We start from the raw sequence: 26909 nt of genomic DNA, 5'->3' as shown, positions 1-26909 counted from the left end.
GGCATGACCGCGCCCGCCTCGCTCAAGTCCCGGTTCCTGCAGCTCGGCCGCCATCGCGCGGTGGCCCGTGCCATTCGCGCCACCGTTCCGCTCGACAAGGCCATCACGCGCCTGAGCGGTGGGCGCGTACATCTCGTGCCCGAGGCCCTGCTCCCCCAGATCACGCTGACCACGGTGGGGCGTCGCAGTGGCGTGGCGCGCGCCGTCCCCCTGCTGTACGTCAACGACGGCGAGGACTTCGTGGTGATCGCCTCGAACTTCGGCCAGGAGAAGCACCCCGCCTGGTCGTACAACCTGGAGGCCAACCCCGACGCCGAGGTGCTGCTCGGCACTCGCCGCATCCCGGTGCGTGCGCGCAGGATGACCGAATCGGACCGTAAGCGCCTGTGGCCCAGCATCACCGCGATGTGGCCCGCGTACGACGACTACATCGACTGGGCGGGCGATCGCACCATCAAGCTGTACCGCCTGACGCCCCGGTAGCCGATTCGGCCGGCACCAGGAACGGCCCCACGACGTCGGACTCCACCGCGCGAGCGGTCACCGCGGCGCGGGCCGGCGGGAGGTCGACGGCGCCGAAGGCACCCGCCGCGGTCGCGACCGTCAGCGTGAGTACCCGTGCCCGCCGCTGGAAGAAGGTCTCGGTGGTCACGAAACCGATGACGCCGTCGAATTCGAGCACGGTGCGGGTGCGGGCCACTGTGCCCGCGCCGAGCACGACGGTGTCCGCACCGACAGTGGTGCCCAGGTTGCGGTAACGCGTGCTCGCCAGCGGGATTGCGGCGAGCAGGAGCGCGACGGCCAGACCGGCGGGCAGAGTCCACCACCAGCCCGGCGCGGTGAAGGCCACGGCCACCAGCAGTACCGCGGGGATCGCGGACGCCAGAAGCGCCCGCGTGCGGCGCCGACGCAGCGCTGCAGTTCCGTGCGGGACGAGAGTGGTCTCCATCGCTCCCGGCCTACCGAGCACGTCGTCCGCGACGCGGATCGCTTCGCTGCGCGGCGCCGGCGGCAGTAGGCTGGGGTTGCGGTCGGTGCCGGTGGCGATCGCCCTCAGCTTGGCGCCCCCGGGGATCCGCATCAGCACCGGCTCGTGGATCTGCACGCCGCGCACGCGCCTGCGCTCGATCGTCGCCGCCACCGTGGACACCAACCCGCGGCTGGTGTGCAACGCGCCGTCGGACCGCCGGACGAGGCGGAAGCCCCAGAAGGCCAACGCGTACGCCAGCACCGAGATGAGCGTGGACAGTAGCAGGACCAGCACGATCGCACCGGGGATCACCACCGCGGCACCCAGATCGAGGATCTTCACCAACCAGGATTCGGCGATCTCCGACCCGCGTTCGCGCAGGCCCGCCTCGTCGACCACCCGGAACCCGATACCGGCACCCGCCGCGACAACGGCGAATCCGGTGAGCGAGAACGGCGCGAAGCGCAGCCACGCAGGCTGCAGGCGGGCCAGCTCTTCCTCGGTGACGGCGGGTGCAACCGGCGCGACGGGCTGCTCGCCGTCGTCACTCGGAGCGGGGTCCGCAGCGACCGGGCTGCGGCGCAGCAGCTCGTGCCCGAGGCGCTCGGCGACGTCGGCGGGGATCGGGTCGAGGACCAGGGCGGACTCCTTGCCGCCGACCCCCGTGCCCACTTCCACCTTGCGGAGCTTGAGAATCCGCTCGATCGGCCCCGCCGTCACATCGACGCTGCGGATGCGGTCCCGTCGGGCCGTGGCGGAAACGCGGCGCAGCAGGCCGTGCCGCAGTTCCAGCTGATCGTCGGTGACCCGCCAGCGGGTGGTGAGCCAGGGCAGCAGGCCAACCAGCACACTGATGCCGAGGCCGATCACGATGATCACCGTGGGACCCGCCGTACGGCCCAGGACGAAGACACCGATGAGCGCGGGGATCAGCGACGGCAGAGCGCGGATCACCCGCGTGCCGATACCCCACGGGGAGAGCCGGTTCCAGCCCTGATCATCAGGTTGCGTCATCGGTGTCCTCCGCGGCGCTCACGGTGAGGCTCGCCGCGATCGACTGCGCAACCTCGGTCGGCAGGCCCGAGATGCGCACCGTGCCCGCCGACGAGGCGGTGGTAACCGTGACCGTCGACAGACCGAAGGACCGTTCGAGCGGTCCCGCGACAGTGTCGATCACCTGCACGCGCGACACCGGGATCAGCACGCGGGTGCGCGTGAGCCAACCCGCCTGCGAGTACACCGCCACGGGATTGATCTCCCAGCGATGGAAGGCGTACCGGAACCGGGGCATCACCACGAGGTGGGCGGCGGCGGCCGCCGCCAGCAGGACGAAGACGACGGCGGTCACGAACCACGGCATATCGGGCACGAGGGCAACGGCGATCGTGACCACGGGGATGATCACGATCCACCGCAGTGCGGCGCGAACAGCCCACCAGGTCTTGGCCTTCGGCGAGACCTGATGCGCCGGTGGCCGCAGCACCTCGTCGGCACCGTCGACGGCGGGAACTCCGGGGGCGGTCATGTTCCCACCTAAGCACGGCTTCCACGCCGGGACCACCACCCGGCGGTTATCGTGACCGACAGGAGGGCAGATGACGACACATCCCGACGAATTGGCGGGCCTCACCGGCCTGTTCACCGACGAGGAACACCAGATCGCGGCATCGGTGCGAGCGCTGTGCGCCTCCGAGGTCGAGCCCCACATCGGACGGTGGTTCGAGGACGGCGAGCTCGACGATCCCCGCGGCCTGATGCGCTCGCTCGGCTCGCTCGGCGTGCTGGGCATGCACCTGGACGGCTACGGCTGCGGCGGCATGTCGGCCACCGCGTACGGCGTGGCCTGCCTCGAACTGGAGGCGTGCGATTCGGGCTTGAGGTCGATGGTCTCCGTGCAGGGCTCGCTGGCGATGTTCGCGATCTGGCGCTGGGCGAGCGAGGAGGAGAAGCAGCGCTGGCTGCCCGGTATGGCCACCGGCGAAATGGTGGGCTGCTTCGGCCTCACCGAGCCGGACCACGGCTCCGACCCCGCCCACATGCGCACCCGGGCCCGGCGCGACGGCGGCGACTGGATCATCGACGGCCGGAAGATGTGGATCACCAACGGATCGCTGGCCGATGTCGCCGTGATCTGGGCGCAGAACGACGAGGGCATCCGCGGCTTCGCGGTGCCCACCTCGACACCCGGCTTCACGGCCAACACCATCAAGCACAAGATGTCGTTGCGGGCCTCGGTGACCTCCGAGCTCGTGCTCGACGGTGTGCGCGTGCCCGATTCCGCCGCCTTCCCCGAGGTGCGCGGACTCCGCGGACCACTGTCCTGCCTGAGCGAGGCGCGGTACGGCATCGTCTGGGGAGCAATGGGTTCGGCGCGGACCGCGATCGAGTGCGCGCAGCGGTACGCGGTGGAGCGGGAGCAGTTCGGCCGGCCGATCGGTGGTTTCCAGCTGACGCAGCAGAAGTTGGCCGATATGTCGCTGGAGTACGTGAAGGGGGTGCTGCTGGCCGTGCATCTGGGCCGACTGAAGGACGCGACCGGCCTTCGCCCGGAACAGGTCTCACTCGGCAAGCTGAACAACGTGCGCGAGGCGATCGAGATCTGCCGCACCGCCCGCACGATCCTGGGTGCCAACGGCATCTCGCTCGAGTACCCCGTGATGCGGCACGCCAACAACTTGGAGAGCGTGCTCACCTACGAGGGCACCGTGGAGATGCACACGCTGATCCTGGGCCAGAAGCTGACGGGCCAGGACGCCTTCCGCTGATTCCCTCAGGGTCCCGGATACACCCCCTGAGCAGCCGATTTCATTTTTCCGGCGTCGTCTTGCTAGAGTTCTTCAGCACGCAGCGAGCAGGAGCGAGCAAGCGAGCGCCATTAGCTCAATTGGCAGAGCAGCTGACTCTTAATCAGCGGGTTCGGGGTTCGAGTCCCTGATGGCGCACCCGACACGACCCCGGCCGTAAGGCGCGGGGTCGTAGTCGTCCTCGGGCAGAAGGTCCGTGATCGGCACATTCAGTGCCCGAGCTACCGCCAGCACCTCGTCAATGGTCCACGTGCGCTCGCCGCGCAGCTTGCGCCCCAGACTCACGGCCGTAGCGCCGATAGCAGGGGCGAGATCCTTCACCTGCATCTGTCGCCGCCACATGATCATGTGCACACGTTCGCCCACAACCTTGTCGGCGGTCGTCATCGCTGTTGTCATGCGTCCATAATAGCTCAAACCATCCAATCCGTGCGGCGCGTACCGAAACGGTTGCCGAATGACATCGGCGTGGTCTACGGTCGGAGCCATGCACCAACCAAAACGGGTTGCACCTGCCGTAGCGGAACGTCTCACCCAAAGCGAGGTGACATCCGCGTTGCGCGTGTCGCGCACCACGCTAATGCGGTACGAGGCAGCGGGCCTGATTCATCCGTATCGAGTTCCCGGAGGCCACCGGCGCTACGACCGCGCCGAGGTTGAGGCGCTGGCAGCGGAGCGTGCCCGTTGAGGAATCCGTGGGTCCGGTACGTGACAGCGATGTACTGGGCGCAGCGGCGCCCGCAGCTCGCGCGTATGGAGACGGTGGCGATGGGCTACCCCGCCGACGAACGCGGTTACTACGACCGTGAGCCGCGCGTGACGTTCCGCGACACCCTGATCGCTTGTTCGCCTGAGTGGCGTGCAGCGAAGGCGGTGGCGTGATGAGCCCGTACCTGCAAGCCCTGATCTTCATTCTGATCATGTTCGCCGGAGCTTGCATCGGTATCTGGTGGGACATCCGCCGTGGGTGAGGTGATCCAAGGCCCCTGGCCGGGTGGCGCGTTCGAGCCCCGATGGGCCTCCAAGCGCCGCCCGACCGAGTCGGAGCGCCGCGCGAACATCCTCGCCGCCAAGCCGGAGTGCAAGGGGTGCGGCGTGATGTTCAACCCCCGCGGCTACGTGCCCCATGACTTGACGTGTCTGTCCTGCCGGACGAAGGCCGTCATGGAGCCGGCGGATTCCGGTCCGCAGCTCGCGACCCTATTCGACCAACCACAGGAGCTAGACGAATGAACGTACGCCTGGAACTCGCCGCCTACTCGACCTCGGTGATCTCGTGCATGGAGATCACCCGCTAGCTCGATTCGCCCTGCCGATCGGCGGCGAGCCGGGTTCAACGTCCCGGCCAGGGCACAAGGTCGCTATTGCCGAGTCCGACCTAAACCGACCGGCTGCATGTCTGCCAAGTCCCACACCGTGCATGTGGGCCACCCCGAACCGACTGATCCCCGATTTGACGGTGCCACGCAAGCGGTTTCAGAACACCCACGTTCTGGAGGCGCTACTCGTCGTGGCCGAGATCGCATATCGGGCTATGGACTGCGGGCTGGTGGGGATGGGGCCTTTCCGGGGACCAGTCCGACCGACGGGAGGCCCGCACCGCCAGACCCCACCCCTACCTACTGGAAGGAAACACCACCTCATGATTCACGGATTCCCTGCCAAGCGTCCCGGCACCTGCCTGCTCGGGTGCGCTTCCCCTGCTATCGCTCCGGGTGACCTGATCGGCTACTGGAAGGACCAGCTGATGCACGCGGCGTGTGTGAACCACTGCAACGGCACCCTGCGCGAGTACGCGGACAACGAAGCACGCCTGGACAGGCGGCGGGATCGGCAGCGCGCCGAAATCAGCCGCCACCGTGCACTGCTGAAGGCGGGTGCGTGATGAATCTGACTACTGCTGTCGCTGAGGCTATGGACGCCGCGCTCGCGCACGGCGACGAGCTGGGCCTCTATGACGATCTGTCGAAGTTCCCCGCCGCCCGTGCGGTGGTCGCTGAGGAGCTGGTCGACCAGCTCCTCGGATACGGATTCAAGATCATCACCGCCGAGCACCATGACCGACTACTCGCACTCGCACTCGAACTCGCGGTGCGGATAGCGGCGGACGATGCGGGCACGGTCGATGAGTAGCGGCGGGTGGCGTGATCGGGCTGGTTGCGCGGGCGACGAGCCGGAGCGGTGGTGTGATCAGCCGTTCGTCACGGCGGGGCACGCCGCCCGGTGCGAGGCGTGCCCGGTGCTGGTGGCGTGCGCTGAGGACGCGCTGGCGATGCAGACCACCGGCCGAGTCGTCCGTGCGGGCGTGCTCTGCGAGCGGCGCACCAGAGACGAGCGCGAGCGCACCGACGCGCAGCTGATCGAGCAGCTGGCCGCACACGGTGTCGCCGTCACGGTGGTGACGGTATGACCTGGGGCGGCAGGAAGGTGGCCGAGCTGTACGCGTTGGTGATCGCCACGTACGGCCCGATCTGCCACCTGTGCGGCTCCGACGGCGCCGACAGCATCGACCACGTGATCACACAGCACGCGGGTGGCGGCGACGAGCTGGAGAACCTTCGACCCGCGCACGGCGGCTGCAACTCCGCACGCGGCGCCATGACGCTGATCGAGTGGTTCACCAAACACCCGCTGCCCGCCAACAAGGCGCAACGCAGCTTCGACTGGACCCAACCACCCGCGAAGGCCCGGTGATGGAAATGGCGTCAACCAAAAGTAGACGCACCGAGAATTCAGAGTTCACAGCGTTTGTCAACCGCGTGATAGCCGCTCACGGCCGACGGGTCGCATCATCTGATCCTGAATCCCTCGCAGCGCTGGTAGCAGTACGCGCCGAAGTAGACCAGGCGATTGAAGCCGGGGTGGCTGGTCTGCGAGCTGGTGGCTACTCCTGGGCAGCCATAGCAGCCCCGATGGGCATGACCAAACAAGCAGCATTCAAGAGATGGGGAAACCAGTGACATACCGAGTGATTCACAAGCCGCATGTGTGCGCCAAGCCGAACAGCATGACCACCGCCACTGGCACTGTCATCCAGTGCGACACGTGCGGCCAGCAGTGGAGACTGAACTACTTCCCGTGCATGTGGGTGCGAGTGAAGACAAACATTCGAGTGATCGATGATTGCATAAATGCGCGCAATGAGTGAATATTATGCGCATCGGGTGTCCGTTTTTTAGGCACGTGGTGCCCACGGAAACCTCGCGCCCCCTTTCCTTTCTCTCGGAGGGGCCCCCAGACCGGGGGGTAGGAACACGATGCATGAATATGCAGGAACGGAGATGATGGAGATGCCCAGACCGGACGCACGCAAACCCGGCGAAGATCAAGGATCGCTGTTCGGTGTGGCGAGTTCGCCGACCGAACACGGCCATAAGCGGCATTCGCTGGCGTTCGCCCGCGCGATCAAGGCCGCACAGGATCGCGAGCTGCTCGAAGACGTGGACGAGGCGGCGGCATCGCTGGCAATGGCCGGTGCCTGGTCGCTCGATGAATTCGAGGCGCAGAACAAGCCCTACGGCCCCTCGAAGATCGTGGGCGAGCTGCGCGAGCTGCTGGGCGTGATGCACATGACGCCCGAGGCCCGCAACACCCAGACCGAAGCCAACATTGCCGACCTGATGGACCGGCTCGAAGAGATGGATAGCGACGATGCCAGCGGCACCGAGATTCCACACACCCGCTAACCCGACGCGCCGCAACCAGGCGCGGGCGGTCGCAGCGGTGTCCAAGCTGCTCGGTAAGGAACTGATGCCGTGGCAGCTGCGCGCCGCTGAGGTGATCACCGAGATCGACCCCGCCACCGGCCGCTACACCTACCCGAACGTCGTCATCACCGTCCCACGCCAGTCCGGTAAGACCGCGCTCGTGCTCGTCCTGGCGATGCACCGCGCCATGACCGGCATCCGGCAACAGATCTGGTACACCGCACAGGACGCCCAAGCTGCCCGCCGCCGGTTCCTCGAAGACCTCGCCGAACCCGCCGAAGACCCCGCCGTCACCGATCCGGCGCTGATCCCGCACCTGGACCTCAAAAAAGGCGCCGGGGACACCAAGCTCATCGTCAAGCAACTGCACTCGACCATCCGCCCGTTCACCCCGTCGGCGAAGTTCGCGCACGGCGACAAGCACGACCTGACCATTCTCGATGAGTGCTGGGAGTACGACGAGTCCAAGGCCACCACGCTCATGCAGGCCGTCGGCCCGACACAACAGACCCGCAAGCGGCCGCAAACGATCTACCTCTCCACCGCCGGTGACGCCCGCTCGACCTGGTGGCAATCGCTGGTCGACAAAGCACGTTCCGGCGCTCCCGGCTGGGCGATCATCGACTACGGCATCGCAGAGGATGTCAACCCCTCCGACATCGACGCCGTGATCGAAGCGCATCCCGCCGTCGGCTACACCACACCCGCGCAAGCGATCCGCGACGCCGCCACCACCAACACCCCGTCCGAGTTCGCCCGCGCCTACGGCAACCGCCCGACGCTGGCCCGTGAGTCGATCCTCACCGCCGAACAGCTCGACCGCCTGTTCACCGCCGAACCGATCCTCGACGGTGCGCCGTTCGCGCTCGCCGCCGCCACCAGCTTCGACCGCACCGAGACCGCCGTCGTCGTCGCCGCGCTCGACCACGCCGGGCACCCGCTCGTGGAAGTTCTCGACGTGCGCCCCGGCACCGCCTGGGCCGTCGACCTCATCCGCGCCGTCCGCGCTGCCCGTAACCCAGTCGCCACCGTCGTAGACCCCAACAGCCCCTCGGCGGTCATAGCCGACCAGCTCAATGCCGCCGATCCTGAGATGCTGCTCCCGGTCACCGCCCGCGAGCTGTCCACCGCCACCGACGACATGCTCCGCCGCGCGGGCCTGCGCACACCCGAAATCCGCTTCCGGTTCCACGACTCGATGCGCCGGTCGTGGGAGTTCGCGACCCTGCGCCACATCGCCGAAACCGGCCGCATGTGGTCACGCAAACACTCCACCGGCTCCATCGCCGCACTCGAAGCCGCCACGTTGGCCCTGCACGGCCTCACCCACCAACCGCCCGCCATAGAACCTGCGTACTCCCGCATCGCCTGAAAGGCCCGAGATCATGGCAACCGACATCACTGTAGACACCGCCACCGGCAGCGCCGTCGGCGTGTGCGCCCGCTGCAACTGGCGCACCTCACACACCACCCCGGCACACGTATGGCTCGCCGCCGCAACACATCTCAAGAACGTCCACGACGACGCACAGGGCGCCGCCTACGCCATGCAGTACGCCAAGCGTTCGAGAATATCTGATAACCGTTCGTACGTTTTCTCCCATGGGGTTCATCGACACGATCCGGCAAGCGCTCGCCCTGCCCGCCGCAGCGGCGGGCGCGGTACCGATGCCGTACGAAAGCCCGTTCGCTAGCCCCAATCACCTTCTGCCGCTGGCCTCGCCGCCCGACGCACCGGTCACACTCACCCGTGAGCGGGCACTGTCGGTCCCGGCCGTCAAGCGTGCTCGCGACCTGATCGCGGCGAACATCGCCCGCTGCCCGATGGTCGCCTACAAGGGCGAAACCGCGCTGGTCGATCAGCCCGGCTTCCTCTCCCGCACCGACGGGCCGGTCGGCCCGTTCAACCGGATGCTGTGGACCGTCGATGATCTGATCTTCTACGGCTGGTCCCTGTGGGCAGTCCAGCGCGGCGCGCCGTCGAGCGAGGAACGTCTCGGCCCGGTGCTCGCCGCCGAACGGGTGCCGTTCGAACGGTGGGACTTCGTAGACGGCCGCATCCACTTCGACGGAGCTCCCGTCGATGCCGCGTCCGTGGTGCTGATCCCCGGTATCAACGAGGGAATCCTGCGACTGTGCGGCACAGCGATTGATCACGCCATCGCCCTCAACGCCGCCGCCGCCAAGTCCGGCCGCGTTCCCGCCTCGCAATACCTGCTCAAGCAGATCGACGGCCCACCCATGACCGACGCCGAAATGGAACGGCTGTCCACCGATTTCGCCACGGCACGCATGGCCGGTGACGGCCGCGCTGTCGTCTCCAACCGCAACATGGACGTCAAGGAAATGGGCCGCGTCGATCCCGCCCTGCTCATCGCTGGCCGCAACACCGCCGCAATCGAGGTCGCCCGCCTGATGGGCGTGCCCGCCTCGATGCTCGACGCCGGACTCGACGGCAACGGAGGCTCGATCAACTACGGCAACGCCGACGTACGCAACCGGCAGCTGGTCGACTACGGCCTCGCCCCCTACATGGGCGCCGTCGCCGGAGCCCTCGGGCTGGACACCGTGGTCCCACGCGGCACCCGCATCGAGTTCGACACCACCACCCTGCTCGATGTCGCCAACAAGTCCGTCGAAGTCCCCGACGACAACGACGCACCCGCCCCGGCACCGGCCGCACCGGCAGCGGATCAGACCAGCACGCAGGAGAAGAGCGCATGAGCTTCCGCACCGCCTACGGCAACACGTACTCGGAGAACGGGTGGCGCATGTGCAACCGCGACGAATGCGACATCGTGCGCATCCCCGGCCTGTTCCTCACCGACACCGCCCCGATCCGCAAGGGCGCGCCGCTGACCATCCTCGGCGCCTGGATGTACTGGTACGACCGCAACGTCGAAGAGATCACCTCCCCGATCTGGGGCTGGTCGCGGGACAACAACGTGGCTAGCAGCAATCACCTCGCCGGAACGGGCATCGACCTCAACGCGCCCCGCTACCCCTGGGGGCAGCGCGTGATGCCCGCCGCCAAGATCGCCAAAGTCCGCGAGGGCCTGCGCCTGTTCGAGGGCCGCGTGTTCTGGGGCGCCGACTGGGACCTCGCCGACGAAATGCACTACCAGCTCGCCTATCGCGAGGGCGACGCCCGCAACGACACGTTCGCCGCGAAGCTGCGCGGCGGCTACCTCGGCATCTACGCCCCCGCACCGAAGCCACTACCGAATGGAGATGACATGTTCACTGACGAGGACCGCAGGATGCTGCGCGAGCTGCACACCGCCGTGTGTGTGCCGCGCCCGTCCCTGATCGACCCGGCCAAGAAGTTCGACCTGCCCACGAACGTGCAGCTGATCGACGCCGCCACCTTCCGGCTCACCACGGGGAAGGAGCAGTGATCGGCATGGCGCTGCTGTTCATCGCCGGGATCATCGCCGGGATCGTCCTGACCGCATTCGTGCTCACCGCATGGATCGCCACCGCCGCATCACATGTCAACCGCACCAATGAGGAGAGGAGCGTCCAGCGTGCGAACCTCGCGCCCCTGGGCGGCGACACTGCGATCGGTGCTCATCACCGCTCTCGCCCTCGTCCCCGCGCTGCCTGAGATCGCACGCGCCGCTGGCATCGAGACAGTTCCGTTCGTCGCCTCGATTCTCGCGATCTCCGGCGCGCTGACCCGAGTTCTCGCCGTCCCCGCCGTCGCGACGCAACTCGAACGGCTCGGCCGCCGCACCCCGCCCACCGACCCCGCACCACTGACCCCGCCGACCTACATCGGCCAGCACCGATCACCTGACGAGGAGGAACTGTCGTGACACGCACGATCACCGGTCGCATCCTCCCGTACGGGCAGTACGGCAAGACCAACGTTGGCCCGGTCGTCTTCGACCACCGCTCGCTACATGTCCCCAACGACCTGACCAAGGTCAAGCTGCTGCGCGATCACAGCACCCACGGAGGCGGTCCGGTCGGCGTGCTGGCCTCATTCCACGCGGACGAGACCGGCGTGTACGCCACCTTCACCATCCCCGAAACCGCAGCGGGCGACGAAGCGCTCATCGAAGCGCTGACCGTCCGCAACCGGTTCTCCGTCGAAGTCGAGCCCGTCACCCGCAACGGACCCGTCATCACCGCAGCGGTCCTCAAAGCTGTGGCGCTTGTCCCCTATCCCGCATTCCAGAAAGCAGAGGTATTCGAAGTGACCAACGGAACCACCACCCAGACCCCCACCCAGGCCACCACAGCCGCACCAGCGCACCAGGTGGATGCGAGCGAGCAGCCCGCCGCCCTGATCCTCGCGCAGGACACCTCCGGCGCGGATGCCCTCGCCAACACCACCCCCGCCGGAGCACCCGCCACCAGTGCCGCCGCACCTGCACCGGCCCCGACTCCGACTCCGGCGGTCGTGCCCTCGCCGCTCGCCGGCCTGGTCCCCTCCGCCGCACCCGTCCTGGAGTTCGAGGAGGTCGTGCGGCAGCTCATCGAGGCCCGCAAGGCAGGCGGCGACATGTCGCTGATCACCGCCGAGCTGGTCGACATCACCAACGCCGGACACCCCGACATCTCTGCCCCTGACTGGCTCGGGCAGCTGTGGAGCGGTGTGACCTACCAGCGCCGCGTGATCCCGCTGCTGACCAACAAGCCGCTGCGCAACCGCGTGGCGAAGGGCTGGCGATGGACGAAGAAGCCGGGCGTTGCGAAGTGGGCCGGTAACAAGACCGACATCCCGTCCTTCCCGACCGCGACTGAGCCGGAGGAGATCAAGGCGCAGCCGTGGGCCGGTGGTAACGACATCGACCGTAGCTTCCTCGACTTCAACGACACCGAGTTCATCGCCGAATACTGGCGCGCGATGGCCGAGAGCTACGCGATGGAGACCGACCTCGACTTCGCCGCATGGCTCACCGCGAACGCCACCACGCACACCGGTCGCGGCCCCTACACCGATCCAGTGCGGGCGATCAGCTCGGCGGCGGTGGCTATCGGTGAGAACGACACCAACGGCATCGGCACCCCGGCCACGTTCGCCATTGTCAACCCGCTCGATCTGGAGCTGCTGCTCGACGTGTCGCAGCTCGAAGCTCCGCACTACGGCAACATCGCCCCGCTGGGCGACCCGAGCAAGTGGACCACCAGCAGCACAGTCACCCAGGGCAGCGCGATTGTCGGCGCCAAGAGCGCCGCATCGTTCTTTGAGCTGCCCGGTTCGCCGCTGCGTGCGCAGGCCGCGCACATCGCCAAGGGCGGCTTCGACGCGGCCCTGTTCGGGTACACCGCCGCGATCCTCAACAAGCCCGAGGGTCTGAAGAAGGTTTCCTGGACCGCACCGGCCCCGACGCCTGCACCGGCTGGTCAGTGATGCCCGTCCTCGTCACCGCAACCTCGCTCACCGAGGCGGCAGCTACCGAGCTGAAGCTGTCGCCCGGTGACGAGGGGTACGAGCACATCGCGCCGCGGATCGCCGCTATCGCGGACATCATGCTCGAATACCACGGCCTCGAACTCGACACTGAGTGGCCTGCGCATCGGGCGCTCGGCGCGGCGGCGGCGGTCGCCCGCTGGCATCGCCGCCGCAACTCCCCGGACACGATGACCGTGGATGGGGCGTACGGGCCGATGTACTTCCCGCGCTACGACCCCGACATGTCGATGCTGCTCGGCCTGGACCGGTTCATGAAGCCCAAGGCGATCTGATGCGCGCCGACCAGATTCCGGTAGCGATGAAAGCTCTTACCTCCGAGCTGAAATCGCGGCACCTGCACGCGGAGACCGACCGCCGGAACATGAACCTGCCCGCCGCGCTGGTCGAACTCGAACGGATCGACTTCCCGACCCTGTGCGGCGAGGCGGATGTGTTCGTCGCCGTCGAGCTGCTGGCCGGGGACCAGGGCGGGCCGCAAAGCCTGAACCAGCTCGCGACGATGGTCGGCAAACTCGACGGCCTGCCCGACATGTCCACGCTCACAGCGACACTCGCCCCAAACGGTACGACGCTCGGACTCCGATTCATCATCCCACTCGAAAGGTACGCACCATGACCTCGCCCACCCCCGCCAAGCGGCCCCTGCACACGCTCGGCCCCGGCACCTTCGAACTCGAAGCACCCACCTCCGGCGGTGTCGGACTGGACATCTCGTGCCAGATCACCGATATCAAGTTCTCCGCCGAGGGTGACTCCGAGGACCCCACGCCCACGCTGTGCGGCGGCCAGGTCAACGGTGCCCGCACCTACAAGCCGAAGGTGGAGTTCACCGCGTACCAGGACATCCTCAAAGACGGGATGATCGATTGGTCCTGGCGTAACGCCGGAGCCGAGGTGCGGTTCACCTTCATCCCCGACAAGACCTCCACCACTGCCAAGGTCACCGGCACTGTGGTGGTCGACCCGATTGAGTTCGGCGGCAAGGTCGGCCAGCGCAACACCAGCGAGGTCGAGTGGGGCACCGTCGGCATGCCGACCTTCACCCCGGCAGATACCGCCGCCCTCGAAGACACCACCCCCGCCGGATAAGCGGCCCGGTCATGGCAGCAATGGTGCGCGTCGAGGGTCTTGACCGGCTCCAACGCACCCTGCGCCAGGCCGGGGTGGACATGAGTCAGTTCCGCGACGCCAACAAGGCAGCGGCCTCCGTGGTCGCGAGCGCGGCAAGCCCACCCCGGCGCACAGGGCGGCTCGCAGCATCGGTGCGCACCGGAGCCACACAGCGGGCGGGTGTGGTGCGCGCCGGACGGGCGAGTGTCCCCTACGCCGGACCGATCCATTGGGGATGGGAAGCCCGTGGCATCCGCGCGCAGCCGTTCCTCTCCGATGCCGCTCGCTCATCGGAGGCGGCGTGGCTCCAGGTTTATGACGCCCATATCGACCGAATCATCGACAACATACGAGGAGTGTGAAACCGCATGTCTACCATCATCATTAACCCCGTCTCCGGGCCCAAGTACCAGGTTCAGACGATCATCGCGGACCAGGTTGCGTTCAGTCACAAGCGCCGTCAGGCCAAGTGGCCCGCCATCGCAGACGACCCGCTGCTCGCACAGAACTACATCGCGTTCGCCGCCGCCCGCCGCGAGGGCAAGTTCACCGGCACCTGGGATGACTTCGGTCTGCAGACCGCCGAGGTCACCGAAGAGGAAATCGACGACGACGAGTTCACCACCGTCACCGTCGACGCCGACGGCAACAAGGCGGTGCCGATGCTGCCGAACCCTACGACCGCGGCGACGCCGCCTATCTCGTCGCCGCCCTCGCCGTCCGCACCGGAATCGCCCCCTCTGTCCTTCTAGCCGAGGACGACCAGATGATCGCCACCATGGTTGCGGTCATCGAAGAGGCCGACCGCGAGGCGGAAGCCGCAGCAGCGAAATAGCCACCATCCCAACCGATCCAAGAGAGGGCATGCGTCATGGCCGGTAGGACAGCGATTGTCTCCGTTCGTATCGTCTCCGCCGCGAACAGCAGCGGATTCCGCAAAGCCGCCGCCGACGCTGAGCGCATGTCCTCTCGGGTCGCCAAGGCCACCGGGAAGATCGCCGCTATCGCCACCGCCGCGTCGGTGGCGGGGGCGGCGGTCGGTCAGGTCGGTATCGCCGCCGGAGTGATGGGCGTGGGGCTGGCCGGGGCGGCGGCGCTGGCCGTGCCGTCGCTGGTGGCGATCAAGCTCGGCGCCGACGGTGTGAAACAGGCTGCACAGAAGGCGGTCCCGGCCGTCACCAAGCTCAAACAATCGGTCTCCGGGCGGTTCGCCACCGACATGATCCCCGGCTTCACCGCACTCGGCCGGGTGGCGACCTCACTCACCCCGGCCATGACCGGGCTCGCCGGGACGATCTCCGGGGTATTCAACGGCCTCGCCGGGACCGTCGAACGCAACACCGGCGGCCTGGCAGCTCTCACCCGAGGTGCGGGGACATTCGTATCCACCCTCGCGCCGGGTCTGAACCAGCTCGTGACCGGCATGATCTCCTTCGGTGCGAACGCCTCCAAGTCCGCCGGGATCATCGGCGGCGAACTCGGCTCCGCTATCGGCAAAGTCGGGCAGTGGATCGGGAACCTGCCCATTGACAAGCTGATCACCACCTACACGCCGATGATCAAAACGCTGATCGGCGGGATAGGCGACCTCGCCGGCCCCGTGGTCAAGCTGTTCGGTGACCTCGCGCTCGCCGCCGGACCGTCCCTGGCCGCGATCTTCACCAGTCTCGGCGCCGCCGTGACCGCACTGACTCCGCCGCTGAGCCAGATCGCTCGCGACGCCGGACCCGCTCTGGCCGAAGCGTTCGCCAACCTCGCGCCCGCGCTGGGCACGCTCGGTGGCAGCTTCGCCACGCTCATCTCCGCTATCGCCCCCGTGCTGCCTCCGCTGGCGCAGTTCGCCGCGACCCTGGTCGACACTCTCGGCCCCGCGCTGCCCGCCGCCCTGATCGGCATCACCGCGTTCTCCGCCGCGATGAAGTTCGCCCCGGCCGTGAGCGCCGTCGGTAGCGCCGTGATGGGCCTGGCGAACGGGTTCGTGGCCTTGCGGACCGTTGTTACCATCCTCGGGCCGCTCGGCGCGATCCAGGCGTTCATGCCGCTGCTGGGGACCGCGCTGACCACCGTCGCCACCGGCATGCGGGTCGCCGCCGTCGCCACCTGGACCTGGACCGCCGCGCTGCTGGCAAACCCGATCACCTGGGTAGTGCTCGCCGTCGTCGCGCTCATCGCCGTCATCGTTCTCATTGCCACGAAAACCACCTGGTTTCAAACGATCTGGGCGGCGATGGTTTCGTTCGTCACGACCGCGTGGAACACGATGTGCGCGTTCGTGTCGGCGATCTTCTCCGCCGCCATGTCGCTGGTGCAGTCCATCGTCTCGGTCGCCGTCTCGTTCATCTCCGCGCAATGGAATCTCATCGCATCGGTCGCGTCCGCTGTCTGGGCAGGCATCACCGCTGTTGTCTCCGGCGCGGCGAACGTGATCAGCTCCGTCATATCCGGTGCGATCAACATCGCTATCGGCGTGTTCAATACCTTCCGTGCGATCGGCACCGGAGCATTCCAGGCGGTCGCCTCCGCCGTCTCGGCTATCGGCTCCGCCGTACAGACCGTCATCGGCTGGGTGCAAAGCCTGATCAGCGCGATCGGCAATATCAGTTTCCCCTCGCCGCCGTCGTGGCTGTCCTCGATATTCGAGCTCGGTGACGGCGCGACGATCATCGCCCACCGGTACGCAGGTGTCGGCGGTGGCACCATCACCGCTGCCCCCGGAGCGTTCAGCGCCCCGGCGCCGAACCTGCGCGGCGCCGCCCCGGTGATGGTCAACAACTACTACGACCAGTCCACCAAGGTCCAGGTGGACGGCTCCGGCATCGTGGATGCGAACAAGGTCGCATCCAGTGTCGGGTACGCCGTCGGCCGCACCGACCGCACGCAAGGTCGCGTTCCGGCGGTGGTGCTCTGATGGTTAACCCCATCCCCGTCATCGCTATCGACGGCGAGTTCCTGTCCTGCCAGCCCACCGTCACCGCAGGCGGGCGCGAGGTGTTCGCCCTCGACCGCCCCACCCTCCTCGGTGAACTGGGCATCGACTGGGGGCGCGATGACCAGTGGGCACAGCCCGAACCGGCCGTGCTGTCCTTCCAGCTCTGGGAGCCCTGGCCCGGAACCTGGCTGACCAAGATCAACGAACAACGCGCGATGCGACGCGGCGTCAACGTCATCTACAAGCACCAGGGCGATAAGCCCGGAGACCGCTCGATCTTCCAAGGATTCACGACCAACGTCGATATCGACATGGCCGTCAAACCCACCAGCGCAGGCAACACCATGGGCTGGCTGGTCACCATCCAGGCCGCCGACCGCTCCGCATTCCTCGGCAACATCAACTTCGCCGCCGGGATCACCCTGCCCGAAGAGTCCATGCAGAACCGGGCCGTGAAAATCCGCAACCAAGCCGCACCGCTCGGCATCCGCGAAATGTACTTCGAATCCCGATTCGCCGGCCAAACCGTCAAATCCATTGACCCGAAAGACAAGTCCGCCCGCGACATGGTGGACGAGATGTACAAGAGCTTCGCCGACCAATGGTGCTACAACCCCTCCCGCAACACCATCAACCGCATCCCCACCGGCTCCACCTGGGGACCGTACACCCTCAAACTCGGACGCCTCCCCGGCGGCGCCGACGGCAAAGGCACCGGCAAGATTCGCCTGTACCCGCCGCCCTGGACTGACACCACCGGCACCCAAGCCGACATCGACAAGCAGCCCTACCCCACCGCGTACATCGGCGCGTGCCAGGTATCCGGCAAGGTCACGCTGTCCGCCAACACCATCCAGGACATCACGCACATCACCTGCAACTGGTTCGACAAGCCGAACAACAAGGACTGGAAGACCAACGTCACCGTCAAAAACGACGGCCCACCCTCACGGCTGGAATTCGACTCCTGGTTCATCGACGGCAGGGCCGTCGACCCCGTGATCGAAGACGTACGCAAGATGGTCACCGGCGACGGCCGCAAGCCGATGCACCCTCAAATCGAATGGGACACAGCGAAAACCGGCGACATCCCCGACTGGTCGACCTTCGAATCGATGACCATGCCCGCGCAAACCATCCGCATGGTCGTCCTCGCCGGTTCCCCGTTCTCCAACGCCACCGGCCAGCCGCCCGTCTGGCACCCCGCCGGAGGACGCATCGCCTACCGCAACGGCCGCTGGGCCTTCACCGTCAACCTCGCGCCCACCACCCTGCCCCTGCCAGCGGGGCACACCCCGTTCAACTTCGGCCAGCTCCCCGAGTGGGTCACCATCGACGACCTTGACGACTCGCTGAGCTTCGACGACCTCTATTACGTCTCCGACCCCAACATCTACCCCGTCCCCTAGGAGAGTCGATATGCCCGGCGCCACAGCCAAATACGCCCTTCCCTACGCACTCGGCAACGAACACCCCCGCGTCCTCAACACCGTCTCCAAGCTACTCGCCGAACGCCTCGAAGCGATCCTGCCCACCCTCGGCGGCGGATCGTCGGCGCCCGCCGCGCCCATGGCGTCGATCCTCCAGAACACCGCCTACAGCTACGACAACCAGGGCCTGTACACGCTGTTCTTCAACGGCACCGTCGAATACGACAAGAACAGCCCCGGCGGCGCGCAAGCCTCCGCCGACCGTCTCACCGTCCGCAAAGCCGGAATGTACCTCGTCACGGCCGTCTGCCCCTGGGACACCAAAAACGCCAACGGCCACCGCGTCATCAAACTCGTCACCCTCGACGCCCAAGGCAACAGCACAACCGTCGCCGAAGACGTACGCCCCGGCACCACCACCAGCCTCGAACAGGTCAGCCAAATCTCTGTCCTGCTCCCCCTCCCGGTAGGAGCGCAACTCACCGTGCAGCTCTACCAAACCAGCGGCACCGCCCTCGTCGCAGGAGGCACCCAACAGGGCGCCATAAAGACCCGGCTAGCCATGCAGTGGGTATCCGCCACCGCCTAGCCCGAAGGCTCCGAGCCGACCGGCCCGGAAGCCAAACCCCCTGAAAGGAAACACATTCACATGACGCACCTCGCAATCGCAGTCCCCGGAACCTGGGAAGGCGACATCGCCTGGAACTCGGGTGTCATCCCCGGCCCCCGTAAGGCGGTCGGACTCCTCAAGCTCGTCACCGACAATCTGAACCGGGCGACGTGGGACGTGATCTACTGCAACTACCCGGGCAGCTTCGGGCCGGTCGCGGGTGGCGGCACGCCGCCGTTCGACGCGATCACCCGCCCAAGCTATGCCGAGTCGGTTCAGATCGGCGTCAACGATGTCATCGGCATCATCAACAACAACCCCGGCCGCAAGTTCGCTCTCCTGGGCTACAGCCAGGGCGGCGAGGTCATCTCGCGCGTCGCAGAGCGCATCCTGCGCGGCGACATGCAGCACCGCAAGAACGACATCCTGTTCGGCCACACCTTCGGCAACCCCTGCCGTGGATACCAGCGCACCTTCGACAAAGGCGCAATCCAGCCCGGATCGGGCATCAGCAAGTTCAACCTGCACGACACCGGCCCCATCGACTGGTTCGACTACGTCAACCCCGGCGACATGTACTCGTCCGTGATGCACCCCGACAGCTACATCGATGAGGTCTACGAGCCCGCCACCCACCTCGGGATCAACCCCACCGAGATCGCACAGTTCATCGTCACCGGACTCAACGACCAGAGCATCGTGCAGAAGATCATCAGAGACGGCATCAGCGATCCCCTGGGCACGGCTGTCCGGCTCGCAGCCTCCGTCACGCAGGCCGCGATCTTCTTCGGCCAGGGCACCGGGCCGCACATCAGCTACCACACGGCTCCTATCATCGGGAACCTGACCGCGATCCAGCACTCGACCAACCACCTGAACTACTGGGGTGCGCGGCGCTAGACCCTCTCATCAAAATGAGCGAGGCCCCGACCGTTTCGGTCGGGGCCTCGCTTATCGCTGCTCTAGCGCGGGACGCAACTCTCAACCTGGGGGTTCTGCCCCGGCTGGCAGTACGGGTAACGGACATCCGGCACCGGCATCCCACCATTCTTCGGAGGCGGGGCGTACTCGGTCGTCGGCTTCGGGGCGGCCGGTTTGGGTGCTGGCGCCTGTGGCTTGGGCGCCGGGGCCTGCTGCTGCGTCTGCACGGGAGCCTGCTGCGCCGGAGGCGTATAGGTCTGCTGCTGAGTCGGCGGAACGTAGGCGGGAGTAGGCGGCACGGGCGCCTGCGTCTCGACGGCCGGGGGCGCAGGTGCCGGCGGATTGACACTCGGCGTCGTGGGAGCTGGCACCGACGGCGTGGCGCTCGTGAGACTCGATGTAGCCGGGGCGCTGCTCGGCGGCGTCGCATCGTCGGAATTCGATCCGCATGCGGCAGCGAGAACGCCGAGGCCGACAATCACTGGGGCTAGGGCAAGGCGACGCATAGTTCCCTCCTTGGGAATCTGGTTCGGTTGTGCAGGTAATCGGTTGAAGGTCGTCGGGTGTTACACCGCGTCGAGGTTTGACGCTGCATGGGCTGCTCGGCGCTTCGCGTCATCGGGCACGGCGGTGTAGATCTGTGTGGTTGCCACGCTCGCATGACCGAGCAATTCCTGCACGGCGCGGATGTCCCGCTCTGCAAGGTATGCGGCTGAGGCGAACCGGTGCCGCAGGGTGTGTGTGGTCCAGCCGTCCGGCAGCAGGCGCGAGACCCGCTTGCCGACGTAGGCGGGCGAGAGGTGTCCGTCGACCTGTCCGGGGAACGTCCACCCTTGCCCGCGGGCCAGGATTGCTTCGGCCACGTCGTCGGTGATCGGGACCATACGGACCCGCCCGCCCTTGCCGAGCACCTTCAAGGCGTATCCAAAGAAGGTCTGCTCCACGTGATCGCCGCGACACGCGGCGATCTCGGCACGCCGCAGTCCGACACATCCGCCGAGCAGCAACATCAACAGCTCACGCTCCCCCGCGTCTCGCATGGCTCGCTTCACCGCCAGGTCGGGGCACGGACGGGGGCGACCCATCACCGCACGGACTCGCGGTAGCACCGCCGCAGGGTTGTCGCCGCGCCGCCCGGTTGCATGCATCCATCCGAAGAACACCCGCAGGCTTGCCTGTGCCGCCCGCCGCGTGTTTGGTTGCCAACCCTCGTTCGCCAGCCATTCCACGAGGTGATCGGTAGTAATCGACTGAGGCCCAGTAGATTTGATTGAACTCGCGAAGTTCGCGACGTGATAGCGCCGAAGCTCGCGTGTCGTGGCTGGCCTACCGATAGCGGTGAGGTACTTTGTAAACTCTGTGACTGCTGTTGCCCATGTGGTTGTCATAACTCAATACCTAGCACAAGGACAACAGCAGCCAGCATGTGAAACATTTCACTGCAACATACTTGAAGGTAACCACTATGCTGCACGAAACTCCCCCAGTTCACCCCATGTGACCTGCGCAAACCCCTTATCAGCGGGTTCGGGGTTCGAGTCCCTGATGGCGCACAATCACTGAGAAGGCCGGGCAGATGCCCGGCCTTCTCGCGTTACCGGGGTCACTGACAGGTTCACGACGCTCACGCTCCTGTGTGACCGTCGGTCCGCCCGCAAAGATGACCGCCATGCCTGATAACCGACGATTACCAGTTCTTCGGGTCTCCGAACGCACCACCTGCAGCCTCCGAAGCCGCAGCGAAGGCGATCCAGCCGACGAGCGCGACAATCACCATGCCGACCACCAACGTGAAGCGCCACACCGCACGCCAACCAGTCGGCTCCGAGTATGAGGCACCTGGCAGGCGTTGACTCAGGACGACGAGCCCGATACCGACGGCGCCTCCGACGACGATCGCGACCCCGGCGAGAGGCACGGTTATCCGGCCGATGACCACTCCGAGTCCCAGCGCGCAGCAACCGAGTCCGACGAAGCCTCGCCGGCCCACTCGCTGAATCGCCTGCAGAGGAGAATAGAGCTTGCTATCAGCACGGGCGACCCCGAGCCACGCGAACAGCGGCATCAGATAGGCGGCGGCCAGCGCGTCGACGACGAACGCCGCAATGCCGTACTGATCGCTCCCCACCCAACCACTATGTCAGATCATGGACTATCGATTCATCGTCATGTTGCCGGAGCGGCACTTGACCCTTCTATTATTAGCTTGGCAAAGGTAAGCTCCTCGGTGAGCCTGGGGAGGCCACCTCACTTCACCCGTGCACCGCAGCGTTCTCCCCAGGCTTCCTACTTGCCCTTTTCGGCCCCGTCGGGATCCTCGGGCTCGTCGTCGTCCGACTTGCCGGCGCCGAATCCGAAGGCCGCCGCGATCGCGACGCCGATGCCCATCCCCATTCCGATGCCCAGGCCGGTGTTGTCCAGCACGACTCCGAGCGCCGCACCGACGCCCGCGCCGAGCGCGATACAGATCGCCAGCATGTTGTAGCCGCGGTCGTCCCAGGGCCCTTTCGGAGCCTTGTCATCGCTCATACCCGCACGGTACCGCCTCCGACAACGCCCCGGGCCGCCGCTAGAATCGGGAGCAATCGGTCTCACTGCCGTCCGCCGATCGCTTCTGCTCAACCCCGGGGGTTCTTCATGCGTTTCCGCCGTCCCGCGTCTCGCCGCGCTCTGACCGCCACTCTGGCGGGGCTTGCGACGGTCTCGCTGCTCGCGGGGTGCACCAGCACCGCGAACGACGCACTGCCCCTCCCGCCCGCGGACCAGAAGATCACCGACTCCACCCCTTTCTTCGACCTGCTCCGGCCGCAGATCACCGCCAGCGTGAAGAACGGCGCGGTGGGCGTGGCCCCGGGCGCGCCGGTGAAGGTCTCGGTGGCCGGCGGCACGCTGACGAAGGTGGTGGTGACCAATCCCGACGGCAAGCAGGTGCAGGGCGCACTGAGCCCCGACGGTCGCAGCTGGCAGAACTCGGAGCCCCTCGGCTACAACAAGCAGTACAAGCTACGGGCCGAGGCCAACGGCGTGGGCGGCGTGAACGTGGCCAACTCCACCTTCACCACCGAATCACCCAACAGCCTCACCCAGGCCTACCTGTCCACCGCGGACAACTCGGTGGTCGGCATCGGCCAGACCGTGGGCGTGAAGTTCGACGAGAAGATCGGCGACCGCCTGGCGGCGCAGCGCGCCATCAAGATCGTGACCGACCCACCGGTCGAGGGCGCCTTCTACTGGATCAGCCAGTCCGAGGTGCGGTGGCGCCCCGAGAGCTTCTTCAAGCCCGGCACCAAGGTGAACATCGACGTGAAGATCTACGGCGTCGACCTCGGTAACGGGCTGTTCGGCCAGAAGGACGTGTCCTCCAAGTTCACCGTGGGCGACGAGGTGATCACCACCGTCTCCGACAAGGACAAGATCGTCCGCGTCACCCGCAACGGCAAGCTCGAGAAGACCATGCCCACCTCGATGGGCGGCACGGGCAACGAGACCCCCAACGGCACCTACATGATCGGCGACCACCGCGAGAACATGATCATGGACTCGTCCACCTACGGCGTTCCGGTCAACTCCCCCAACGGATACCGCACGCAGGTGGACTACGCGATCCAGATGTCCTACAGCGGCATCTACCTGCACAGCGCGCCGTGGTCGGTGAGCCAGCAGGGCGTGACCAACGTGAGCCACGGGTGCCTCAACGTGAGCACCGAGAACGCGCTGTGGTTCATGCAGAACACCAAGCGCGGCGACATCGTGAAGGTGACCGACACCGCCGGCCCCGTGCTCGAAGGGGCCGACGGGCTAGGCGACTGGAACGTTCCGTGGTCCGTCTGGAAGGCCGGCAACGCCAAGGTCGGCTGACGCCGCCTCGTCGGTCCGCGCGGCCTCGTCCGCCTCGACGGTCCGCTCCGCCTCGGCGAAGCCCGGACGACCGTTGCCGACGAAGGCCCGCAACCAGTCCCGCAGTACGACGATCCGGTTGCCCATCCCCGCCAGGTAGTACAGGTGCACGGCCAGCCAGCCGACCCAGGCGATGAATCCGGTGAGCTTGGGCAGGTTCATCGGCGGATCGATCACCGCGTTCGGGGTGTCGATCATCGCCATGCTGCCCTTGTCCAGGTAGCGGAAGTGCGTGCCCGGCCCCTTGACGCCGCGGATGATGTCGGCGGCGTGACGGCCCTGCTGCATCGCGACGGGGCTCTGTCCGGGGAGGTTGTTCAGGTTCGTCATATCGCCCAGGGCAAAGACGTCCGCGCGACCGCCGACGGTGAGGTCGCGGTTGATGAGCAGCCTTCCGGCACGGTCGGTCTCGCACCCGGTGGCCTCGGCGAGGAGACCGGCGAGCGGGTTGGCCTTGACCCCGGCCGACCAGACGACGGTGCCCGCCGCGATTGTGCGCTCGGCGCCGGTCTTGTCCTTGACGGTGACAGCACCGTCGTCGATCGCGGTGACGAAGGTGTCGGTGAGCACGTTCACGCCCGCCTTCTCCAGCGTGGCGCGGGTGAAGGCCGAGAGCTTGCCGCCGTACACGGGCAGCACGTCACCGGCACCCTCGACCAGGTTGATGCGCACCTCGGCGCCCCCGTGATGGGTCCGCGCGAGCTCCGCGATCTGACCGGCGACCTCGACGCCGGTGGCACCGGCGCCGACGATGACGAAGTCGCGCAGCACGTCGTCCGCGGTGGCCTCGAAGGCCCGGAGGACCTGCTCGCGCAACGCCTTGGCATCGTCGAGGGTCTTGAGCGCGAAGGTGCGCTCGGCCCACTCGTCGTGACCGAAGTAGGCCTGCGCGGCACCGGCCGCGACGATCAGGTAGGTGTAGCCGATCTGCTCGATACCGTCGTCGGTGGCGTAGGTGATCACCTTGCGGTCGGCGTCGACCGCGGTGACGTAGCCGGTGATCACGTCGACGCTGCGACGACGGCGCAGGACCTCGGCGATGGGCGGGGCGATCCGCGCACCGTCGACCACACCGGTCGCGACCTGGTAGAGCAGCGGCTGGAACAGGTGCTCGCCGTTCGCCGAGATGAGGGTGGTCTCGATGTTCGACTTGGCCAGCTGCTTCGCGGCGGCGAGGCCGCCGAATCCCGAGCCGATCACCACGACGTGGGTGTTGCGCATGATCGCTCTCCTTCCGCTTCTCGGGCCTGGTAGGCGGCCCTTTCCGTTCCCTATGCCACTACTCTTGTCGATAATTCGAAGCGTTTCAACGGGCTCCACCACACACTTTTCGATGCAAACCATCTGTTCTGCTCATACTATGGAGGAATGGAGTTCCGGCAGCTCGAGTACCTGGTCGCCGTGGCGGACACCGGCGGTTTCTCCCGCGCGGCGCAGCGCTGCTTCGTCTCCCAGTCGGCGGTGAGTCACCAGATCGCGGCCCTGGAGAAGGAACTGGGCGCCGACCTGTTCGAACGGGCGGGGCGCACCGTCCGGCTCACCGATGCCGGCGAGGTGCTACTCCCCCGCGCCCGGGACCTGCTGCGACTCCGCGACGAGGCCGTCGACGCCGTCCGGCCCCGCCCCGACCGCATCCGGCTCGCGGCCAACATGTCCTTCGCGCGCTCGGCTCTCGGTGCGATCGCCGACGTGCGCGGACGGCACCCCGAGGCGGAGGTCGACTTCCTCATCAAGCCCTTCGCGCAGCGCATCGCCGCGGTCACCGCGGGCGAGGCGGACCTCGCACTGGTCCGCGGCCGGGTCGACGAACCCGGCCTGTACCTCGAACCCTTGTGGGTGGATCAGCTCCTCATCGCCTTCGCCCAGCGGCACCCGCTGGCAGCCCTCGGGCGCGCCCCCACGGCGGCCGAGCTCGCGGAGTACCCGCTGCTCCTGCCACCCGCGAACGAGCAGGTGCTGCTCCACCAGCTAGTGACCCGGGTGTTCGCCGCGGAGGGGCTGGAGGTCACGCTCGGGCCCGAGATCCGCGACGGGCACCCCGTGACGCTGGAGCTGATCAACCACCCCGACGGCTGGACGCTGCTCTACGAGGACCCGCGGCAGCCGGGCGTGGTCAGCCGACGCAGCGCCGGGTTCTCGCTCCCGGTCGCCGCGGTGCTGCGCACCGACGCGGAGCCGAACCCGCTGGTGGCGGAGCTGCTGGTGGGACTGTCGAACGGCTATCGCCGGTCGTGATCAGTCCCGATGCAACAGGCGGCGGCCGAACGCACCGGCGGCGTCGACCGGCCCGGCGATCGCCTTCTCGGCGGCGGCGATCACCGCGTTCGGCCCGGCCAGCACCGCGTTGACCTTCTCGACCGCGGCATCCGCCCTGGCCAGAGTCGCGGTGAAGGAGGACAGCAGCCGCTCGAACTCGTCGAGGTTGCGGTTCACCCGCGCGAGAGTCGCGTCGAAGTCGGTCATGGTGGTGTCCATGCCCTGCATCGTCTGGCTCAGACCGTCGAGGACGGTGGTCGCCTGATCGATGGTGACATCGGCGTTGAGCGCAGCGCTCGCCAGATTGCGGATCCTGGCACGGCCGCGGCCGACCGTGTCATCCTGTGTGGCCATAGCGATACGGTAGCCGTATGAGCACCTCTTCGCGCCTGCAAGCGGGCGATTCCGCGCCAGATTTCACACTTGACGACCAGGATGGCAAATCCGTCTCGCTGTCGGACTACCGCGGGCGCCGCGTGGTCCTGTACTTCTACCCCGCCGCGATGACCCCCGGCTGCACCAAGCAGGCGTGCGATTTCCGCGACAACCTGTCCGATTTCGAGGCCGCGGGCCTCGACGTCGTCGGCATCTCGCCCGATAAGCCGGAGAAGCTCAAGAAGTTCGCCGAGCGCGACGGCCTGACCTTCCCGCTGCTGTCCGATCCGGATAAGCAGGTGCTTACCGAGTACGGGGCCTTCGGTGAGAAGATGATGTACGGCAAGACCGTGACGGGGGTGATCCGGTCGACGTTCGTGGTGGGCGCCGACGGAAAGATCGAGGTGGCGCAGTACAACGTGCGCGCCACCGGCCACGTCGCCAAGCTGCGCCGCGACCTGAAACTCTGAGAGGA

The 26909-nt window shown here is 67.0% G+C and carries 35 protein-coding genes and 1 tRNA gene; 28 read left to right on the top strand and 8 right to left on the bottom strand.

Annotated elements, in window-relative coordinates:
• Nucleotides 1–3: 3 nt before the first annotated feature.
• Nucleotides 4–483 carry a nitroreductase/quinone reductase family protein gene (locus tag ABD108_RS11845; protein WP_220659512.1) on the top strand — a complete coding sequence of 160 codons (480 nt, stop codon included), beginning with the start codon at nucleotides 4–6 and terminating at the stop codon, nucleotides 481–483.
• On the opposite strand, the gene ABD108_RS11840 is transcribed toward ABD108_RS11845, so the two are convergent.
• Both ABD108_RS11840 and ABD108_RS11835 read right to left on the bottom strand, forming a co-directional pair.
• On the bottom strand, nucleotides 455–1984 hold the full coding sequence (locus ABD108_RS11840; protein WP_343930396.1) for a PH domain-containing protein: 1530 nt from the start codon (nucleotides 1982–1984) through the stop codon (nucleotides 455–457). The genes ABD108_RS11845 and ABD108_RS11840 overlap by 29 nt on opposite strands.
• Nucleotides 1971–2495, bottom strand: coding sequence for a PH domain-containing protein (locus ABD108_RS11835; RefSeq protein ID WP_220659514.1), 525 nt, complete (start codon nucleotides 2493–2495; stop codon nucleotides 1971–1973). Before ABD108_RS11835 ends, ABD108_RS11840 begins: the two co-directional genes overlap by 14 nt.
• 70 nt (nucleotides 2496–2565) lie before the next feature.
• Here ABD108_RS11835 and ABD108_RS11830 point away from each other — a divergent pair, with 70 nt between their 5' ends.
• Together ABD108_RS11830 and ABD108_RS11825 are read left to right on the top strand one after the other, a co-directional pair.
• A complete protein-coding gene (locus tag ABD108_RS11830; RefSeq protein WP_343930395.1) occupies nucleotides 2566–3735 on the top strand; it encodes an acyl-CoA dehydrogenase family protein in 1170 nt (389 codons plus the stop codon).
• A gap of 104 nt (nucleotides 3736–3839) precedes the next feature.
• Nucleotides 3840–3912, top strand: a tRNA-Lys gene (locus ABD108_RS11825).
• Here ABD108_RS11825 and ABD108_RS22130 read toward each other — a convergent pair.
• On the bottom strand, nucleotides 3874–4116 hold the full coding sequence (locus tag ABD108_RS22130; protein WP_425579785.1) for a helix-turn-helix domain-containing protein: 243 nt from the start codon (nucleotides 4114–4116) through the stop codon (nucleotides 3874–3876). The two genes, ABD108_RS11825 and ABD108_RS22130, sit on opposite strands and share 39 nt — an antisense overlap.
• 115 nt (nucleotides 4117–4231) lie before the next feature.
• Between ABD108_RS22130 and ABD108_RS22125 the strand changes: the two genes are divergently transcribed.
• The 22 genes from ABD108_RS22125 (at nucleotide 4232) to ABD108_RS11720 (ending at nucleotide 19885) form a co-directional block, all read left to right on the top strand.
• Complete coding sequence (locus tag ABD108_RS22125) at nucleotides 4232–4462, top strand: helix-turn-helix domain-containing protein (protein ID WP_344185665.1); 231 nt, start codon at nucleotides 4232–4234, stop codon at nucleotides 4460–4462.
• A 20-nt stretch (nucleotides 4463–4482) separates the two neighbouring features.
• Nucleotides 4483–4656 (top strand): hypothetical protein, encoded by a 174-nt coding sequence (locus tag ABD108_RS11820; protein ID WP_343930394.1) that lies wholly within the window; start codon nucleotides 4483–4485, stop codon nucleotides 4654–4656.
• A gap of 760 nt (nucleotides 4657–5416) precedes the next feature.
• Nucleotides 5417–5659 carry a hypothetical protein gene (locus ABD108_RS11815; RefSeq protein ID WP_343930393.1) on the top strand — a complete coding sequence of 81 codons (243 nt, stop codon included), beginning with the start codon at nucleotides 5417–5419 and terminating at the stop codon, nucleotides 5657–5659.
• Complete coding sequence (locus ABD108_RS11810; protein WP_343930392.1) at nucleotides 5656–5907, top strand: hypothetical protein; 252 nt, start codon at nucleotides 5656–5658, stop codon at nucleotides 5905–5907. Before ABD108_RS11815 ends, ABD108_RS11810 begins: the two co-directional genes overlap by 4 nt.
• A 106-nt stretch (nucleotides 5908–6013) precedes the next feature.
• Nucleotides 6014–6184: a hypothetical protein gene (locus ABD108_RS11805; protein ID WP_343930391.1), complete on the top strand. Its 171-nt coding sequence runs from the start codon at nucleotides 6014–6016 to the stop codon at nucleotides 6182–6184.
• Entirely contained in the window at nucleotides 6181–6468 is a 288-nt protein-coding gene (locus ABD108_RS11800) for an HNH endonuclease (protein WP_343930390.1), read from the top strand. Before ABD108_RS11805 ends, ABD108_RS11800 begins: the two co-directional genes overlap by 4 nt.
• A gap of 587 nt (nucleotides 6469–7055) precedes the next feature.
• Nucleotides 7056–7460: a hypothetical protein gene (locus ABD108_RS11795; protein ID WP_343930389.1), complete on the top strand. Its 405-nt coding sequence runs from the start codon at nucleotides 7056–7058 to the stop codon at nucleotides 7458–7460.
• On the top strand, nucleotides 7426–8853 hold the full coding sequence (locus ABD108_RS11790) for a terminase (protein WP_343930388.1): 1428 nt from the start codon (nucleotides 7426–7428) through the stop codon (nucleotides 8851–8853). The genes ABD108_RS11795 and ABD108_RS11790 overlap by 35 nt, the downstream gene beginning before the upstream one ends.
• 230 nt (nucleotides 8854–9083) lie before the next feature.
• The gene (locus ABD108_RS11785) at nucleotides 9084–10205 is read left to right on the top strand and encodes a phage portal protein (protein ID WP_343930387.1); all 1122 of its coding nucleotides are present in this window, start codon (nucleotides 9084–9086) and stop codon (nucleotides 10203–10205) included.
• Complete coding sequence (locus ABD108_RS11780) at nucleotides 10202–10879, top strand: M15 family metallopeptidase (protein ID WP_343930386.1); 678 nt, start codon at nucleotides 10202–10204, stop codon at nucleotides 10877–10879. Before ABD108_RS11785 ends, ABD108_RS11780 begins: the two co-directional genes overlap by 4 nt.
• A gap of 5 nt (nucleotides 10880–10884) precedes the next feature.
• On the top strand, nucleotides 10885–11088 hold the full coding sequence (locus ABD108_RS11775) for a hypothetical protein (RefSeq protein WP_343930385.1): 204 nt from the start codon (nucleotides 10885–10887) through the stop codon (nucleotides 11086–11088).
• The gene (locus tag ABD108_RS11770) at nucleotides 11048–11299 is read left to right on the top strand and encodes a hypothetical protein (protein WP_343930384.1); all 252 of its coding nucleotides are present in this window, start codon (nucleotides 11048–11050) and stop codon (nucleotides 11297–11299) included. Before ABD108_RS11775 ends, ABD108_RS11770 begins: the two co-directional genes overlap by 41 nt.
• Complete coding sequence (locus ABD108_RS11765) at nucleotides 11296–12843, top strand: phage major capsid protein (RefSeq protein ID WP_343930383.1); 1548 nt, start codon at nucleotides 11296–11298, stop codon at nucleotides 12841–12843. Before ABD108_RS11770 ends, ABD108_RS11765 begins: the two co-directional genes overlap by 4 nt.
• Nucleotides 12843–13178: a hypothetical protein gene (locus ABD108_RS11760; RefSeq protein ID WP_343930382.1), complete on the top strand. Its 336-nt coding sequence runs from the start codon at nucleotides 12843–12845 to the stop codon at nucleotides 13176–13178. The genes ABD108_RS11765 and ABD108_RS11760 overlap by 1 nt, the downstream gene beginning before the upstream one ends.
• Nucleotides 13178–13522 carry a hypothetical protein gene (locus ABD108_RS11755; protein ID WP_343930381.1) on the top strand — a complete coding sequence of 115 codons (345 nt, stop codon included), beginning with the start codon at nucleotides 13178–13180 and terminating at the stop codon, nucleotides 13520–13522. The genes ABD108_RS11760 and ABD108_RS11755 overlap by 1 nt, the downstream gene beginning before the upstream one ends.
• Nucleotides 13519–13995 (top strand): hypothetical protein, encoded by a 477-nt coding sequence (locus ABD108_RS11750; RefSeq protein ID WP_343930380.1) that lies wholly within the window; start codon nucleotides 13519–13521, stop codon nucleotides 13993–13995. The genes ABD108_RS11755 and ABD108_RS11750 overlap by 4 nt, the downstream gene beginning before the upstream one ends.
• A gap of 11 nt (nucleotides 13996–14006) precedes the next feature.
• Nucleotides 14007–14378 carry an HK97 gp10 family phage protein gene (locus ABD108_RS11745; RefSeq protein WP_343930378.1) on the top strand — a complete coding sequence of 124 codons (372 nt, stop codon included), beginning with the start codon at nucleotides 14007–14009 and terminating at the stop codon, nucleotides 14376–14378.
• A gap of 6 nt (nucleotides 14379–14384) precedes the next feature.
• Nucleotides 14385–14768: a hypothetical protein gene (locus tag ABD108_RS11740; RefSeq protein WP_343930377.1), complete on the top strand. Its 384-nt coding sequence runs from the start codon at nucleotides 14385–14387 to the stop codon at nucleotides 14766–14768.
• A 209-nt stretch (nucleotides 14769–14977) separates the two neighbouring features.
• Nucleotides 14978–16924, top strand: coding sequence for a phage tail protein (locus ABD108_RS11735; protein WP_343930376.1), 1947 nt, complete (start codon nucleotides 14978–14980; stop codon nucleotides 16922–16924).
• Entirely contained in the window at nucleotides 16924–18354 is a 1431-nt protein-coding gene (locus ABD108_RS11730; protein WP_343930375.1) for a hypothetical protein, read from the top strand. Before ABD108_RS11735 ends, ABD108_RS11730 begins: the two co-directional genes overlap by 1 nt.
• 10 nt (nucleotides 18355–18364) lie before the next feature.
• On the top strand, nucleotides 18365–18964 hold the full coding sequence (locus ABD108_RS11725; RefSeq protein ID WP_343930374.1) for a hypothetical protein: 600 nt from the start codon (nucleotides 18365–18367) through the stop codon (nucleotides 18962–18964).
• Nucleotides 18965–19024: 60 nt separating this feature from the next.
• On the top strand, nucleotides 19025–19885 hold the full coding sequence (locus tag ABD108_RS11720; protein WP_343930373.1) for a PE-PPE domain-containing protein: 861 nt from the start codon (nucleotides 19025–19027) through the stop codon (nucleotides 19883–19885).
• A 587-nt stretch (nucleotides 19886–20472) separates the two neighbouring features.
• On the opposite strand, the gene ABD108_RS11715 is transcribed toward ABD108_RS11720, so the two are convergent.
• The 3 genes from ABD108_RS11715 to ABD108_RS11705 form a co-directional block, all read right to left on the bottom strand.
• Complete coding sequence (locus ABD108_RS11715) at nucleotides 20473–21135, bottom strand: tyrosine-type recombinase/integrase (RefSeq protein ID WP_343930372.1); 663 nt, start codon at nucleotides 21133–21135, stop codon at nucleotides 20473–20475.
• 458 nt (nucleotides 21136–21593) lie between these two features.
• Complete coding sequence (locus ABD108_RS11710) at nucleotides 21594–22034, bottom strand: hypothetical protein (protein ID WP_220659516.1); 441 nt, start codon at nucleotides 22032–22034, stop codon at nucleotides 21594–21596.
• A gap of 158 nt (nucleotides 22035–22192) precedes the next feature.
• Nucleotides 22193–22435: a hypothetical protein gene (locus ABD108_RS11705; protein WP_220659517.1), complete on the bottom strand. Its 243-nt coding sequence runs from the start codon at nucleotides 22433–22435 to the stop codon at nucleotides 22193–22195.
• A 108-nt stretch (nucleotides 22436–22543) separates the two neighbouring features.
• Between ABD108_RS11705 and ABD108_RS11700 the strand changes: the two genes are divergently transcribed.
• Nucleotides 22544–23764 (top strand): L,D-transpeptidase, encoded by a 1221-nt coding sequence (locus ABD108_RS11700; RefSeq protein ID WP_220659518.1) that lies wholly within the window; start codon nucleotides 22544–22546, stop codon nucleotides 23762–23764.
• Here ABD108_RS11700 and ABD108_RS11695 read toward each other — a convergent pair.
• Entirely contained in the window at nucleotides 23705–25024 is a 1320-nt protein-coding gene (locus ABD108_RS11695; protein WP_343930371.1) for an NAD(P)/FAD-dependent oxidoreductase, read from the bottom strand. The two genes, ABD108_RS11700 and ABD108_RS11695, sit on opposite strands and share 60 nt — an antisense overlap.
• Nucleotides 25025–25171: 147 nt before the next feature.
• On the opposite strand from ABD108_RS11695, the gene ABD108_RS11690 reads away from it, so the two are divergent.
• Complete coding sequence (locus ABD108_RS11690; protein ID WP_220659520.1) at nucleotides 25172–26038, top strand: LysR family transcriptional regulator; 867 nt, start codon at nucleotides 25172–25174, stop codon at nucleotides 26036–26038.
• On the opposite strand, the gene ABD108_RS11685 is transcribed toward ABD108_RS11690, so the two are convergent.
• A complete protein-coding gene (locus ABD108_RS11685) occupies nucleotides 26039–26413 on the bottom strand; it encodes a hypothetical protein (protein WP_220659521.1) in 375 nt (124 codons plus the stop codon).
• Nucleotides 26414–26430: 17 nt separating this feature from the next.
• Between ABD108_RS11685 and bcp the strand changes: the two genes are divergently transcribed.
• A complete protein-coding gene (gene bcp, locus ABD108_RS11680; RefSeq protein WP_220659522.1) occupies nucleotides 26431–26904 on the top strand; it encodes a thioredoxin-dependent thiol peroxidase in 474 nt (157 codons plus the stop codon).
• The last annotated feature ends 5 nt before the right edge of the window (nucleotides 26905–26909 follow it).

This window comes from Tsukamurella strandjordii (genome assembly GCF_039525985.1).
In the GTDB taxonomy this organism is placed as follows: Bacteria; Actinomycetota; Actinomycetes; order Mycobacteriales; family Mycobacteriaceae; genus Tsukamurella; species Tsukamurella strandjordii.
Note: the sequence above shows the minus strand (reverse complement) of the source record. Positions and strands in the feature narration are given on the sequence as shown.